A 16,275-nucleotide genomic window follows, 5' to 3' on the forward strand; every position below is an offset into this window, starting at 1 on the left:
ATTTAAAGAATTTAAATATGAAAAAAAATAAATATATCAATATCAAAGTTCTGTTTTTGCTTGCAATCTTTTTCACTGTGATAAGTGCCTGCAAGAAGGAAGGGGCCGAGCAATCGAAGCAGATCCTGATTGAAAGAGTGTCACTTCACAACAAATCCGTTTCAGATTCGACAGTGGTACAAGCCCGGCTGGGAGCCAATGTGCGATTGGACGGTGCTGGTTTCGCTACAACCCGGGAAATTTACGTGAATGGTGTAAAAGTAAGTGTGAACCCGGGATATGTGACGGAGAATCATATTATCTTTAAAATCCCTTCAGACCTTCCCTTCGGAAAAGATATTCAGGATATCTCAGTAAGGAACACAATCCGTGTAGTTACAAAATATGATGACATCACTCACAAGTTTATGATTCAAGGCGCTATGCCTGTAATTAGCTCCGTTTCACATAGTTTACCAAGAGAGGGAGAGACGATAGAGATCTATGGGACTGGGTTAAGGGATCTTACCAAAATTACTTTCCCTGGAGATATTTCTCTTTCGTCGGATAACTTTACTGTGAATGAAGAATATACGATAATCACAGCTGTAGTGCCTGCGGGCGCGACCAACACTGCGGGAGCTATTAGGGTTGAAGGAGATAACGGGGCTGCGAATTCGCACAATTATATGAATAAAAGAGATGGAATTTTTATTCAGAAGTTTTCAAACGATGCTAATGTAAGCACAGGCGAAGCTGTCTGTCAGCAACGGGCTTATAATTTTGGGTCAACTAATTTAATTTCCAGTAATCAAAGTGTTGTTCTACCGGTGTCTGGAATCGGGCCAAAGAATCCGGATACTTATAGGAGTGTGCCAATAAACCAATCCGCAATAGCCACAGGCTTTAGTGCAGGCTTTGATTTCAGGACCTGTGCGGCTTTGAATTCAGTTCTGGCAAGCTCAAATGGTTCGATCACCGGGAGCACCCCAATTACTAGCCTCGCCTTCCAATTTGACTATTTTGTATCAACAGCTTGGTCTTCAGGTTTCATAAGATTTGAATTAGTAAGTGGAAGTGCCGACTGGCGATTTGACTTCGCTCCCTGGGCCACTGGTGGCGGAGAGGTCTCTCCTATAGTAATGGATGGCTGGCGCACTGTCACGATCCCTATCAGTCCTTTTAAGGGCATTGCGAAAGAAAAGATTGCGACCTTCGCACAGCTGGTGACGTTTATGACGGGTAAAGGGGGAATAATGAAATTCAATAATTCATCATACACCGATGCGGGAAGCACCGTTTATCCGGCCAGTGCGATTCCGGATTTTCATTTTTCCTTTGGGAACTTCAGAGTTGTACCCTTTGTCAAGCCGTCTGTGAATTAGATGATTACCTGGTAGCGATTTTTATATTTTTCATAATAGAAAAGCTTCGGAAGTAGATTTCCGAAGCTTTTCTATTATATCTATATCATTGGGTGATAGTCTATGTTTACTGTTTTATAAATTTTTTAGCACCTGAAAATCCTTCACAAGTGACATTTAGGATATAGATGCCCGGTTGTAAAATAACGGGGATAGTGACTTCATTGGTACCAGCATGTAATGGCGTTTTAAGTGTGGTAACTTTACTTCCGTATGTATTGGTGACCGTAAAAGAACCGCTTTGATTCCGGTCAGATTCAAATAATACCCTTAGCTGATTTTCTGCAAGCGTAACAGTTAAAGTATTTACAGTTGGGCCTGGAGCTGATCTGATAAAAACAGGTCCATAGAACTCGGATTGTCCGTCAAAATCAACCTGTTTTAGCTGATAGTAATTATTTTCAGACAGAGCCGAGTTATCAGTAAAATTATACTCTTTCCCTATGTCGGAATGCCCGGCAGCACTTACTGTTCCAATCGACCGGAAACTTGCATTGTCATTTGAGCGCAGGATCTCAAAATGAGAACTGTTTCTCTCCAAAGAAGTCTTCCAGTTTAACAGATTACCGCGAGCCGCGGTTCTTCCGGTGAAGGCTGCTATAGAAACAGGAAGTGTGCCCTCTGTGATATTATCTAAGTTCGAAACAGTGTATATATTATCTGCTAAACCAAAAGCTATCTTATCAATGTCAAGTCCATTCTCCCTTGACCCAATCTGAAAGGTCTGCGTGAGAGCGCCATTAGGAACTGTAAAGTTTATGGGAGTTTCGCCTGTATATTTATTCTGTGAGAGATTAACCCATTTCCAGACTGAGGCTCCGACTCCTGTTGTTCCTGAGCCGTTAACTGCGTCATCAGCAGCATTAAATCCAGCTATGTTCAATCCGTTGACAGTAATCCAGTCGTTGCCGCTTGCAGCAGCTTTTGTTCCAAAGCCATTTCCATAATAAAAGCTGTCATCACTGGCTCCTCCATTGCTTGTACTTGCCACTCTGATTCGGATGTACAGCCTGTATTCACCTGGGGCAGGGAAGGTAATTGAGTAGGTAGCAACTTTCTGGTCGATCCCCGGATAGGAGTTATTATTAACATCCGTGGCAGCGGTGATATAAGTAACCGGAGATATTGTGGCAGTGGTCCAATCACTTCCGAGAGTAGCTGATTCTGCCTCTATAACTACGGGCTTACTCTGGGCTCTGGCTACCAAAACCGGTAAGGTTAAAATGAATGTAATGAGTAGGGATTTTCTCATGTCTGTTTAGTTTGATTTAATTGTTGTTATTAATTGGTGTTTATTAATGGTCTTCTTAATGGTTTCAGTAAGAATAATTGCCACTAAGCATGTATCGAGCTTATTCTTAAATGTTGAGTTTGACTAATAATGTACTTTAAAAGTGGGAAGTCTACTGAAGATCAGATAGTTCAATTGAATAAGTTTATGCTTTAAATGTTCAATAGTACCGCGTGGCAGTGCCGTTTTCCGGTAGAGTTATCATAGCCTAGCATCAAGGAACGGGTTTGGCTTATCAATCAGTAAGTGTGCCCGATACCGATAAAGTACCAGAACTCTTATTTATGGGGCTTGGTTGTGCTAATTAAACATTTGTTCTATATTTTATCACAAACAGCGCATTCTCATTTTTAAGGAGCAGTTACCTTTAGCATTTCCAAACAGGGAGTTTTGAACGACAAAATCTTAAAGCCGGGTATTTAACAAATCGAACAAAAATCAATTATCTGATATTATAAAAATGCACATCCACACACTTAGAAACTTCTGGATCAGTTTTGCGCTCCTCGGATTAATAACTTCATGTAAGATCAGTCAGCAGTCAGAGAACAAAAAAGAAAAGGGTCTTAAAGACTATTATGAAGAATATTTTCCTATTGGAGTTGCCGTTAATACCAAAACATTAAATGGTGACGAAGGCAGACTTTTACTTAGGGAATTTAACAGCATTACCCCTGAAAATGCTATGAAGATGGGGCCTATTCACCCTAAAGAAAATGTTTACAATTGGTGGGAGGCTGATTCAATGGTGAACTTTGCTCAAAAGCACGGGCTAAAAGTTCGCGGGCATAATCTATGCTGGCATGAACAAACCCCCGCCTGGATCTTTAAGGATGATCAGGACAGGCTGGTTTCAAAAGAAATTCTTTTGAAGCGGTTAAAAGATCATATCGCCACGGTGGTTAGCCGGTATAAGGGTAGAATCTATGCCTGGGACGTGGTGAACGAAGCGATAGACGATAATGACAGTAGCTTTTTGCGCAATTCTTTGTGGTATCAAATCTGCGGAGAGGAATTTATCGCCAAAGCCTTCGAATATGCTCACCAGGCCGATCCGGATGCGCTCCTCTTTTACAATGACTACAACACAGAAAGACCCGGCAAAAGAGATAAAATCTATAAGCTCTTAAAAAAACTTGTGGATGCAAAAGTCCCTGTCCATGGTGTAGGGTTACAGGCCCACTGGTCAATATTTGAACCGACTGAAAAAGAATTAAGAGACGAGATAGAACTATTTTCTTCACTAGGCCTTCAGATTCATTTTACCGAAGTTGACATGTCAATATATCCCTGGGAAAAAGAGCGGAGGCCCAAGAAAATTGGCGAAAGTGATGTATTCAGTCCGGAACTGGAGCAGAAGCAACTGGAGCAATATTCAAAAGTCTTTAAAATATTGAGAGAATATTCAGAGAGCATTACCAGTGTAACCTTCTGGAATCTGTCCGATAGGTACAGTTGGCTGGACCATTATCCTGTTGAAGGCAGAAAAAATTATCCCTTACTGTTTGATGCTGATCTTCAACGAAAAAAAGCCTATTGGGAAGTAGTGAACTTTAAAAAATAGAGAAATGTTAAGTTTTAAAACAATATACAAGATTTTCACGGGGTTTTCTGTTTTGATCGTAACTGTTATAAATGTAAAGGCTAATACAGACTTTAAATATGTTTTTCCCCAACAAATCAAAGGAGGATTCGGATTGTCGGTAAAGGGGAAGTCGGTTCCATTATTATATGATCAGAACGATTTTCCAGGAGTTATCCGGGCCATAAACAATTTGCGGTCGGACATAAAGTTAGTGACGGGAAATGAGCCCGACCTTCTAACTGACAAGATTTTACCGGCTAAAGAAATTGTTATCATTGGAACTTTAGGACGAAACGCCTTGATCGACCTCCTGGTTAAGGAAAAAAAAATTGATGTTTCCGCTACCAGTGATAAATGGGAAGCCTCTTTACTCCAGGTGGTTCTAAATCCCATGCCTGGAGTAGATAAGGCATTGGTAATAGCTGGTAGCGATAAGCGCGGTACTATTTTCGGTATTTATGATCTTTCTGCACAGATTGGAATTTCGCCCTGGCACTGGTGGGCAGATGTTCCAGTTAGCAAGCAAGCTAATTTATTTGTGCAGCCGGGCCCTTACATCAACGCGCCCGCCGTTAAATATCGGGGGATTTTTCTCAATGATGAGGCTCCCGCTCTAAGCGGTTGGGCAAAAGAGAAATTTGGCGGATTTAACAGTAAATTCTATGAAAAAGTATTTGAATTAATTTTGCGGCTAAAAGGTAACTATTTGTGGCCGGCCATGTGGGGGAGCGCTTTCAATTTTGATGACCGCCGGAACCCGGTTTTGGCTGATGAAATGGGCGTGGTTATGGGTACTTCCCATCATGAACCCATGTTGCGCGCTCAGGAAGAATGGAAAAAGTTCGGCAAAGGTGAATGGGACTATACCTATAATGAAGCGACCTTGAAGGAATTTTGGAAGCAAGGTGTTAAAAATATGGGAACCCATGAAAGCATTGTGACTATAGGTATGCGAGGTGATGGTGATGAGCCCATGACCGAAGGAAGTAATATTGAACTTCTTGAAAAAATTGTAACTGATCAGCGAATGATCATAGAGGATGTAACTGGTAAACCTGCGTCTGAGACTCCTCAGATATGGGCGTTATATAAAGAGGTGCAGGATTATTACGATAAAGGTATGCGTGTTCCTGAGGATGTTACTCTCCTGCTATGTGATGATAATTGGGGGAATATCAGAAAATTACCGGGGTTGCGAGACAAGCCAAGGAGAGGAGGCTATGGCATTTATTATCATTTTGACTATGTAGGTGGACCAAGAAATTACAAATGGCTCAACACAAATCCGATCGCAAAGGTATGGGAACAAATGCACTTAGCCAGGCAGTATGGCGCGGATAGATTGTGGCTGGTGAATGTCGGTGACCTTAAACCGATGGAATTTCCAATTGAGTTTTTCCTTGATTATGCCTGGAACCCTGAAAAGTGGCCTGCCACCAGATTGCAGGAATATACTGTTTTATGGGCGGAAAAGCAGTTTGGGGATGAATATGCTGTGGAGATTGCAGATATCATTTCGAAATACACAAAGTATAATGGAAGGGTTAAGCCTGAACTCCTGAATGAAAATACCTATAGTGTTACTAACTATCGTGAATTTGAAAGAGTTGTAGAGGAGTATAATGAACTTGCCATAAGAGCTCAGAAAATCAACGATGAGCTTCCTGCTCATTATCGAGATGCATACTTTCAACTGGTTTTACATCCTGTTAAAGCATGTGCCAATCTTAACGAAATGTACTATGCAGTAGCTTTGAATAAATTATACGCCGGGCAGGGAAGAATTGCGACTAATGATTTCGCTGCCAGGGTTAAAGAACTTTTTGCTAAGGATGCCGAAATAACCCGCCAGTATAACAACCAAATTTCAGGTGGAAAATGGAACCATATGATGGATCAAACTCATATTGGTTATACCAGTTGGCAGCAGCCGTCGCAAAATATTATGCCTGCTGTTGAAGAGCTATCTTTCCCTGATAAAGGAAGTTTAGGCGTCGCTATCGAGCAGAGCCAAAAATCGTGGCCTGCTGCAAAAGGAGAAGCAATACTGCCGCAATTTAACCCATGGTCAACATCATCTTATTATATCGAAGTATTTAACCGTGGCAAAAAGCCGGTTCCTTACAGCGTTGATACGGATGTGCCTTTTATAAAACTAAGCTCCTCCGGAGGCAAACTAAATAAGCAGGAACGAATTTGGGTAAGTATTGATTGGGAGAATGTTCCCGAAGGCGTTCATAAACTGCCGGTAAGAATTAAATCGGAAAGGCAAACAATTTTGGTTTATGCTAATGTTTCAAAACCGGCATCTGCTGACCCGAAAGGTTACGTAGAAAATAATGGACACGTAGCGATAGAAGCGGCTAACTATACACGTGGCCTAGAAAAAGATTCGGTAAAATGGACCGTTCTGCCAGATCATGGCAAAACAGGGTCAGCTGTTACCATCTTTCCGGTAACAGCCGACCCTGTCTCAAAACTGTCAGATTCGCCGCGTCTGGAGTATGATATTTATTTGTTTAACAAAGGGGAGGTCAATCTAAAGACTTACGTTTCGCCGACCCTCAATTTTAATAGTTCAAAGGGGCTGCGATTTGCAGTTGCAATTGATGATGAAAATCCTCAGATTGTTAACATTCATGAAGATGCTTCCGAAAGAGGATGGGCAAAGTCGGTCGCTGAAAACATCAAGATTCTCACAACAAAGCATCAGGTGAAGAAAGAAGGCAGGCACATCATAAAGTTATGGATGGTGGATCCGGCGGTGGTGCTCCAGAAGATTGTGGTGGATGCGGGAAGCCTTAAACCTTCCTACCTCGGACCGCCTGAAAGCACGAGGAAATAGGCATCCATACTAATATTACATATTTTACACACCTCAAGAGCTGGATTTTATCCGGCTCTTGCTTTTGCCAACCAGGATTAAGGCTATCGGACGGTATGCCGTTTATAACCCGCCATGGATTTTTTTGATCATTTATTGCACTTTTTTAATCATTTGTTCTATTACCTACTCTGCTTTTCTGAATATATTTGCTGTATAACCAACCCCCTATTTGATTATCAGAACTCTGTAGTAAATTGCCTGAACAAATGGATAATTATACTATTGAATACCCTGGGCGAAATTGATCACTTATGTTGAACCACTTCATCTTTAAAACAGGCTTTCTTCTGTACTTCTTTTGGTTTTGGGTTGGATTTGGGGTCGATGCACAGGAACAGACAATAGCTTTTACATCCCTTAGCAGTAAAAACGGTCTTTCCTCCAATACTATTAACGCTATTTTGAAAGACCATTATGGTTTTATCTGGTTTGCTACGGATGATGGATTAAATAAGTTCGACGGGACTACATTTACGGTTTATCGTCATGATCCAGGTGATTCTGCAAGCATTGAATCAAACCAGATAACTTCTCTTTACGAGGATAAATCGGGAAACCTCTGGATAGGAACCAATGGAGGATCTTTAAGCATCTACAACCGGAAAAAAGACAATTTCGCCAATCTAAAATTCAATTCAGGCGATAGGCGGTTAAACAGCACAATTAATGCCATCGTATCCGATGCTTATGGGAAAGTTTGGGTAGCACATTATGGCGGTTTAAGTATAATAGATCCTAAGAGAAGCAGCCTTTTTACCTTTCCGATTGACCCTGGAAATAACGACAAATTACCAACCAAGGTGATCCTTTCGCTTTTTGAAGACAGGCAGCGACAGATGTGGATAGGGACTAATAAAGGCCTGCTACGCTTCGACAGGAAAACCCGAAAGTTCATTCGTTATAATCACGATTCCGAAAATTCATTCAGCCTGGGAGGAGATGGAGTTAAAGCTATAACCCAGGATGCAAGCGGAACTTTATGGGTGGGCACAACAAAAGGATTAAATATGATACTGCCCAGCGGCAAGGACTTTAAGAGCTTAATCCAGACTAGCGGTTTGCCTAGTGCGTTGAGCAATAAGAATATATTTGCATTAGCTTTTGATAATGAAGGCAGGCTATGGATAGGAACTGAAAAGGGCTTATACCTTCTGAATCGAAAATCCGGGGAGGTGACTGAGCTTGTCCCAAATAAAAGAAATAAGCACAGTTTGACCAGCCAATCAATTCGTTGCATTTACCTGGATACTGTGTCTGGTATTTATTGGCTGGGAACTTACCAGGGCGGAATAAATAAACATGATAGAAATCTTTCCTTATTTCATTCCAAAAGTAGCGACCCCTTTGATGCGAGAGGACTGCCCGCGGCCATAGTGACTTCTTTTGCAGAGAAGAACAATAATGAGACTTATATTGGAACTGATGGTGGGGGCCTAAGCCTTTTTGACCGGAGAACGGGTTTATTCAATCATATTCCTATTCCTATGAGCGACAAGTCATCAAAAGATCTGTCTGTTCATGCTTTGGAAATGACCAGAGGCAAAAAACTGTGGATAGGTACTTATGGCGATGGATTGTTTTTATACAACACGGTTTCAAGTAAGTTTACTCAATTTAAAATGAGCTCAGGACCAGCCTCGCTTAATCATAATGAAGTTTTTTGTATTAAGGAGGATAGAAGTGGGAATGTCTGGGTTGGAACCAACGGAGGTGGCCTCAATGTTTACAACCCAGAGGCAAATGCTTTTGTGAAATATCACGGTGATTTTAAAAAAGAATCTCCATTTTATCTTCCCATAAACGGATATATTAGGGCGATTACCGAGGATAAAGCCGGAAACATTTGGATAGGATCACATGGTGCAGGAATTGCAATGTATGATCGGCTCAGTAAGAAATTCACCCATTATGTTAGTTACAACAGTAAACTAACCAACAATATTGCCTTGTCTCTATTGAGCGACAAGAATAACAATATATGGGTGGGAACGAATGGCGGAGGGCTCTGTCTTTTTAATAAAAAAACAAAACAGTTTATCGCGTTTACAGAGAAGGACGGTCTTTCGAATAGTGTGGTTCACAAAATAATTGAGGATGGTGAGAACAAACTTTGGTTAAGCACAAATACGGGTATCAGTAGTTTTGATCTGCTAACCAGGAAGTTTACTAACTATAGCTATTACAATGGAGTACAGAATAGCAATTTTGTACGGGGGGCAGGCCTCCGTTTGGCCGATGGGGAAATCTTTTTTGGCGGTTTGGAGGGGTTCAATTATTTCAAACCATCAGATCTTAGAAAGAATAAGAACATTCCCCCAGTGCTTTTTACGGATTTAAAGGTAGCAAACAGATCAATTACCCCATTAGACAGTAGTGTCCTGGAAAGCCATATTTCAGTAGCTAGTGAAATTAACCTGGACTATAAGCAAAACTTTTCATTGAGTTTTATTGGACTCAGTTATACTGCGCCTCAGCAAAATCAGTATTCTTACAAGCTTGAAGGTTTTGATAAGGATTGGAGTTATCCAAGCACTTACCGAACGGCATCTTATACCAATCTTGACCCAGGGGAGTACGTTTTTCGGGTGAAAGCAAGTAATAATAACGGTATCTGGAATAACGAAGGTGCTTCTATTAAGATCATTGTTAAACCCCCTTTTTGGCGAACTATTTACGCATACTTATTTTACTTTATCTCAATTATTGGATTACTATCTTACTTCCGATACAGAACCCTGAAGAAACTGGAAACGAGGTTTGCGCTGGAGCAGGAAAGAACCTTAGCAAAACAGGAGCTTGAACAGGAACGCAAAGAGGCAGACCGCATTCATGAACTGGATAATCTTAAAATAAAATTCCTCACAAACTTAAGTCACGAATTTAGAACGCCCATTTCTTTAATTATGGGGCCTGTTGATAATCTTCTTTCTACTGAAAATAATGAGAAGAGGGTGAGCCAGCTTCATATGGTTAAGCGGAATGCAAGAAGGTTGTTAAACCTTGTTAACCAATTGTTAGACTTCAGAAAAATGGAAGAACATGAGTTAAGGCTCAATTTAGTTGAAGGAGATGTGGTTTCATTTATTAAAGAAGTTGCGGATTCATTTAGAGATCTATCGGAAAGAAAGAAGATCAGCTTTTCTATTTCAAGTAAGGTACAATGTTTATTTACAAAGTTCGATCATGATAAGATCGAAAGGATCTTGTTCAATTTGCTTTCGAATGCTTTCAAGTTTACTATGGAGAATGGGGAGATAAGCCTTGAAGTAGATAAATTTGAAAAAGCCGATGATGTAGCTAACACCTGGGTCACTATTAAAGTAACAGATACAGGTATAGGTATTTCTGAAGACAAAAAGGAGAAGATCTTTGAACGATTTTTTCAAAATAGCACCACTGTATCCATATTAAATCAAGGTACAGGAATAGGTCTTGCTATTACAAAAGAGTTTGTAAAAATGCATGGGGGAACAATTGAGGTAGAAAGCGAACCGGAGAAAGGGGCTTCTTTTACTATAACCCTGCCATTTGTTCCGGTGGATGTTTTGAAAGAGGTTACAGTGGGAGGAAGCGAATCATCGAAAGAATCTGAATGGACTTTTGAAACGGAAATCGAGCCACTAGCTGAAGCTTCAAATGATTATGAATACTACTCCTCCGGAAGTATTGTCACAAATCGAATGGATGTGCCTTCAATATTATTGGTGGAGGATAATGATGATTTCAGATTTTACCTGAAAGACAACTTAAAGTTCTATTATAAGGTTTATGAAGCTGCAAACGGTAAAGAAGGCTGGCAGAAAGCTCTGGCAAATCATCCTCAGCTCATCGTTAGCGATATTAATATGCCTGTCATGGACGGAATTCAGTTAGCGAGGAAAATTAAATTTGATAAGAGAACTAGTCATATTCCAGTTATTCTCCTAACGGCGTTGACGGCAGAGGAAGAACAGCTTAAAGGACTAGAAACAGGGGCAAATGATTATATGACTAAACCTTTCAATTTTGAAATCCTCAATGCTAAAATTAAAAATCTGCTGGTTTTAAATCGTACGCTGAAAGACACTTACACGAGGCAAATCAAGGCATTTGTCCCAGAGATTGAAGTGGAGTCTGAGGATGCAAAACTCTTGAACAAAGTATTGTTATATATCGAAAAAAACATAAATGACCCTAAGCTTTCTGTTGAGGATTTAAGTAAACATGTAGGGATGAGCCGTAGCTCACTTTATAATAAAATCATGGAAGTTACCGGACAGTCACCGGTTGAATATATACGCAATGTGAAATTAGATAAAGCTGCGATACTGTTGGAAAAAAGCGATATGAATGTAGCACAAGTGGGATATGTAGTTGGTTTCGCTACGCCGAATTATTTTGCTAAGTCTTTCAAGGCTAAATTTAATATGTTACCGTCAGAATTTGTGCAACTTAAGCGGAAAGGCAGTCAATTCAAAGGATAAGTTCGGTGCTGGAGCGGAAAATCTATTAGTGGAACGCACAGGGCCCACCGCAAGTAGAATTTCGCTGCCGATTTACAGTCAACCTTTTTACATACTATCCCTCTACAGCGAAGTCTGATATTTCAAAAAAAGTCTTGAAGCGGGGCCTCTCCAAGCGTCATAAAGAGTAAATGGAAGCCTGTTATATTGATTGTGCTAATATTCGAGTTATGGTACTGATCATAAATTGTTAGATAGAATAGCCCCAGTCAACGTAAACATATGGGCAGGAAATGAGTAAATAAGATTGAATCCTAAGATCTAATACGCCCAGAGCAAAAAGAGCAAAATTAAACTGCGGGGCGGGCAGAAGGGTAGACGTGGCAATTTTGCACCAGCATCACTTCAAAGAGCCGTTAAATGCGCGGGCATGTACCGGCTCTTTAGGAACCGTCTTTATCCAATCTCCATCATAAAACCTATATTTATGCCCTCAACCATTGAACGCTCAATAATGACGAAAAAAAAAATTACAAAAAGACCGGGATGGTTACCTTCAATTTCTGTTTTCACCTTCCTGCTTTTTTATTTTTTTGTTTTTCAAAATACAGTTTTTGCACAGTCAGACCCAAGTCCTGAAGAGCTTAAAATGCTCAGTATAGAGGAGTTGCTGAATATCCAGGTTACTTCTGTTTCAAAAGTTCCGCAAAAGCTTACAGAAGTTGCTTCTGCCATACAGGTAATTACACAAAGCGATATTCTGCGTTCGGCTGCCACCAATATTCCTGAAGCACTGCGTTTAGTACCCAACTTGCAGGTATCGCAGGTATCGGCCCGACACTGGATCATTAGTTCAAGAGGCTTTAATTCGATTTATTCAAATAAACTTCTGGTGATGATTGATGGACGGAACGTTTATTCGCCACTATTTGCTGGTGTTTTTTGGGACGCGCAAAATGTGCTGCTAGAAGATGTTGACCGGATTGAAGTGATCAGCGGGCCCGGGGGAACGCAATGGGGTGGTAATGCAGTAAATGGCGTGATTAATATTATCACTAAGAAGACGAGAGAAACAAAAGGATTGTTTGTGTCAGAAACGGTGGGATCTTTTGTAAAAGGAGGTTTGGAAGCAAGATATGGTGGAAAGATAAATGATAAGATCTTCTATAAAGTTTATGCTCAGCATCTGAGCCGGAACAATACTCATCGTGTTGATGGCACCGGGAACACAGATGACTGGGCATTAAACCAGGGCGGATTGAGCTTAGACGTGATGCTGTCTGAGAAAGATGAATTGAATTTCTCTGGAAATTTTTATGCAGGGCAGGAACAGGATGCAAAGGTTTCTTCTATTGACGGACAAAATGTAATGGGCACCTGGACTCATACTTTCTCTGAAAGATCAAATCTTGTGGTTCATGGGTATGCAGACAGAACATGGAGAAGAGATATAACCAGCACAATTAACGACCAGCTTTCTACATTTGATGTAGATTTAGTGCATAATTTAAGTGCTGGGAAAAAGCATAAATTGGTATGGGGACTAGGATATAGATTCATGGCGGATGATGTCACAAATCTGACAGAAATTGTGGGCCTTGTTCCCGAAAACCGGAATATGTTTGTAGTAAGCAGCTTTATTGAGGATGAGATAAATATAATTAAGGATAAACTGAAGTTCATTGTAGGAACTAAGCTGCAACGCAATAATTTTTCAGGGAACGAACTGCAACCAACAGCACGTGTATCCTTTACACCTGTACAGCACCACCTGGTATGGGCTGCGGTATCGAGAGCCGTGAGAACCCCGAGCCGGAATGAGGTAGATTACCATCTTCCAATTTATCCTGTTCCGCCATCACAACCAAGCGTAGCCGGAGGTCCAAACTTTAGGTCAGAAAAGCTTGTGGCTTTTGAATTTGGTTACAGAACGCAATTTTTTGAAGGCTTATCCCTTTCATTGGCCACTTTCTATAATAAATATGATGACTTGTACAGCGTTGAGCCATTGCCGGGGACTTTAACTTACCAGATTCAAAATGGTGTGAAAGGAACAACTTACGGGTATGAGCTGGCTGGTAATTTTATAGCTACCAGTTATTGGCAGTTGCGTGGAGGATATACTTATTTTCATAAAAAGCTTGAGAACAAACCAGGAAACCTTAGCGATCTATCTGCTCTGCAAAATCTGGGTAGTGATGCTAATAATCGTGCTTTCCTGCAGTCGATGCTAAATCTGTCTAAAAAGTTGAAGGTGGATATAAGCCTGCGATACGTTGATTATTTGCCTCCTTCGCCATTCAACGCCAGAATTCCTGCTTATACAGATATGGATGGAAAAATATCTTTTACACCTGATAACCACTTCGAGTTCTCTTTTGCAGGTCAGAATCTTTTGCATAAAAGAAAAGTTGAGGCTTTGGGAATGGTAGAAATTCCAAGAGGAATATACGGTAAACTGACCTTCAGATATTAATTGCTTTATTAAACCATTAAACCCGGTATTAATGCGGGGATTCCTGTATTTTGAGGTAAAAGAAGAATGTTGATCCCTTTTCTTCCTCACTCTCAAGCCTGATTTCGCTATCGTGGTACTTCAAAATTTCGGAAACCAGATACAGACCGATACCAAATCCGGAGATATGTTTGATCTTTTCATTATCAACTCTATAAAATCTTTTGAATAAGTGTTTCTGATCTTCTGGGCTAATACCCACACCCTCATCTTTCACAAACACTTTTAAATGATCGGCCTCTCTGATACATCCTGCGACGATCTTTTTGCCCGCAGGCGAATATTTCATGGCATTACTTAATAAATTGATAAGCACCTGGCCAATTTTATCCCGGTCTGCCAGTACTAATCCTCTATCAGAATGCGCTACCTCGATAGAATGACTTGAGCTAAGCAAGTTGGCTTCGGCGACAGTGTCTTGAAGCAGATCACAAAGGGCAAATTCGCCTTTTACAATGTTGATCTTGCCTTCCTCTAATTTTGCAAGCTGCAGGAAGTCTTTTATCATGGAAGTCATCTTATTCGTTTGAGCGTCTGTACGTGACAGAGCATTAATAGCGAACTCATCGGCAGCTATTTTTGCTTTGCTTAACAGGATCTGGACGAAAGACTTCATGGTGGTTAAAGGCGTTTTCAGTTCATGGCTGACAATAGCAATGAAGTCGTTTTTTCGAATCTCTTCTTTCTTTTTTTCACTGATATCAAGCACTGCTCCAATAAAGCGAAGAGGCTTTCCGTATTCATCAAAAAATACCTTTCCCATCGCTCTTACCCAACGAACCTTTCCGGCTGGGCTCACTGTCCGGTATTCTATATCATAGTCTCCGTTGTTAAACCTGTTATAAAGCAGGTTATCTATCACTTTCAGTACCCTATCGCGATCATCTTCGTGCAGGTGCTTTGCAAAGGTGTTATCATAGTCAACTTCGTCTTGATCCTCAACTCCAAAGAGTTCTTTACAACGCTTGTCCCAAACAAGCCTGGCAGTCCGCACATCGAGGTCGAATGTTCCTAATTCAGCTGCCTGTGTAGCAAGCCGCAAATGTTCTTCGTTTTCGGCCAAAATACGTTCGTTTTGCTTTTGTATGCTGATATCGCGGGCTATCAGGGAAAAGCCAACGAGCACACCATGCGAATTTTTTACAGGAGATAGCGTTAAAGAAATATCGGGATTATTGCCGCCCTTTCTTACCAGTATTGTTTCAACGGGCTTGCGTCCCCCGCTTGCGTCAAGGTCCTTTATCATCGTTTTAAACAATGATGCTTCGCTTGAAGGGACAAGGAACTCGACTTTTTGTCCGATAGCCTCTTCGGCGGGATATCTTAATATTCTTTCTGCCGATTGGTTCCAGGTGATAATTTCTCCTTCCAGGTTACAACCTATAATAGCGTCTCCGGACGATTCAACGATAGCAGCTAGTTTCAAGCTCTCTTCATTAGCCGCATGAATTTCCAGGTTTTTGGAATCAAGCTGATCGAGCATCATATTAAATGATCGTGTTAGAGTACCAATTTCATCGCCAGACCGCTGAACAGCTCTTACTGAAAGGTCTCCTTTTTCTGATATGAATCTGGCCGTTTTTTCAAGCTCCAGTATTGGCCGCGAAATATATTTCTGCAAGAAGCGTGAAAGCAGAAAGGCAAGAATCAAGACTGCTGCAATAAGAAATAAGCTGGTAGTTGCGGTCAGCACAATTTGTTGCTGCATTCTCGTGAGATCTGCTCTCAGGTAAAGTTTTCCTAAATAAAGGTTCTTTTGCCTGATAGATTGGAATCCCTCAAGATACTCATCTTTAAACTGGTAACCATCCTCAGAAATGGTTTTTGGGAGCGAGTTGGTGTTAAGATCATCAGGGTATCTTGCGAACAATTTACCCTCGGCGGTATAAAGGGCAGCAGCCGTAATATATTTATTCGCACGTAAAGCAGCTAATATCTCTGCTCCATCATGGGGACTGTCGAAGGCTATAGCAGCTGAGCTATTGGAGGCAATGATGAGTCCAACAGTTTGCAGGTTGCTCTTCTCAGATTTTTTAAAGGAATAATACTCAAGAAGTATATAGGATAAGGCTATAACCACTAAGACCAGTGAACTGGTAAGAAGTGTAATGCCCATTATTTTTTGTTTAACTGGTACGTCTTTAAACCCCAT

At 40.9% G+C, this 16,275-nt stretch carries 7 protein-coding genes; 5 read left to right on the top strand and 2 right to left on the bottom strand.

Annotated features, from left to right (window positions below; all coding sequences use genetic code 11):
- The first annotated feature begins 17 nt into the window (after window positions 1-17).
- Complete coding sequence (locus J3P37_RS13865; protein WP_256011884.1) at window positions 18-1,364, top strand: glycan-binding surface protein; 1,347 nt, start codon at window positions 18-20, stop codon at window positions 1,362-1,364.
- A gap of 106 nt (window positions 1,365-1,470) precedes the next feature.
- On the opposite strand, the gene J3P37_RS13870 is transcribed toward J3P37_RS13865, so the two are convergent.
- Complete coding sequence (locus tag J3P37_RS13870; RefSeq protein ID WP_256011887.1) at window positions 1,471-2,655, bottom strand: T9SS type A sorting domain-containing protein; 1,185 nt, start codon at window positions 2,653-2,655, stop codon at window positions 1,471-1,473.
- Window positions 2,656-3,154: 499 nt separating this feature from the next.
- Between J3P37_RS13870 and J3P37_RS13875 the strand changes: the two genes are divergently transcribed.
- The 4 genes from J3P37_RS13875 to J3P37_RS13890 all read left to right on the top strand — a co-directional run bounded on the left by J3P37_RS13875 (window position 3,155) and on the right by J3P37_RS13890 (window position 14,084).
- A complete protein-coding gene (locus J3P37_RS13875; RefSeq protein ID WP_256011889.1) occupies window positions 3,155-4,258 on the top strand; it encodes an endo-1,4-beta-xylanase in 1,104 nt (367 codons plus the stop codon).
- Window positions 4,259-4,262: 4 nt separating this feature from the next.
- Window positions 4,263-7,124 carry a glycosyl hydrolase 115 family protein gene (locus J3P37_RS13880; protein WP_256011890.1) on the top strand — a complete coding sequence of 954 codons (2,862 nt, stop codon included), beginning with the start codon at window positions 4,263-4,265 and terminating at the stop codon, window positions 7,122-7,124.
- A gap of 293 nt (window positions 7,125-7,417) precedes the next feature.
- On the top strand, window positions 7,418-11,629 hold the full coding sequence (locus J3P37_RS13885; protein ID WP_256011893.1) for a hybrid sensor histidine kinase/response regulator transcription factor: 4,212 nt from the start codon (window positions 7,418-7,420) through the stop codon (window positions 11,627-11,629).
- A 493-nt stretch (window positions 11,630-12,122) separates the two neighbouring features.
- Entirely contained in the window at window positions 12,123-14,084 is a 1,962-nt protein-coding gene (locus J3P37_RS13890; protein WP_256011894.1) for a TOL_0244 family TonB-dependent receptor, read from the top strand.
- A 28-nt stretch (window positions 14,085-14,112) separates the two neighbouring features.
- On the opposite strand, the gene J3P37_RS13895 is transcribed toward J3P37_RS13890, so the two are convergent.
- The gene (locus tag J3P37_RS13895) at window positions 14,113-16,275 is read right to left on the bottom strand and encodes a sensor histidine kinase, YfiR-like protein-associated (protein ID WP_500793326.1); all 2,163 of its coding nucleotides are present in this window, start codon (window positions 16,273-16,275) and stop codon (window positions 14,113-14,115) included.

Origin of the sequence: Desertivirga xinjiangensis, from assembly GCF_024436435.1 — a bacterium.
GTDB classification, from domain to species: domain Bacteria; phylum Bacteroidota; class Bacteroidia; order Sphingobacteriales; family Sphingobacteriaceae; genus Desertivirga; species Desertivirga xinjiangensis.

Bases quoted from the DNA above. Each gene is read 5' to 3' on its own strand.
- J3P37_RS13885 (WP_256011893.1), top strand. From the start codon at position 7,418: ATGTTGAACCACTTCATCTTTAAAACAGGCTTTCTTCTGTACTTCTTT.
- J3P37_RS13895 (WP_500793326.1), bottom strand. From the start codon at position 16,275: ATGGGGTTTAAAGACGTACCAGTTAAACAAAAAATAATGGGCATTACA.
- J3P37_RS13890 (WP_256011894.1), top strand. From the start codon at position 12,123: ATGACGAAAAAAAAAATTACAAAAAGACCGGGATGGTTACCTTCAATT.
- J3P37_RS13880 (WP_256011890.1), top strand. From the start codon at position 4,263: ATGTTAAGTTTTAAAACAATATACAAGATTTTCACGGGGTTTTCTGTT.
- J3P37_RS13870 (WP_256011887.1), bottom strand. From the start codon at position 2,655: ATGAGAAAATCCCTACTCATTACATTCATTTTAACCTTACCGGTTTTG.
- J3P37_RS13875 (WP_256011889.1), top strand. From the start codon at position 3,155: ATGCACATCCACACACTTAGAAACTTCTGGATCAGTTTTGCGCTCCTC.
- J3P37_RS13865 (WP_256011884.1), top strand. From the start codon at position 18: ATGAAAAAAAATAAATATATCAATATCAAAGTTCTGTTTTTGCTTGCA.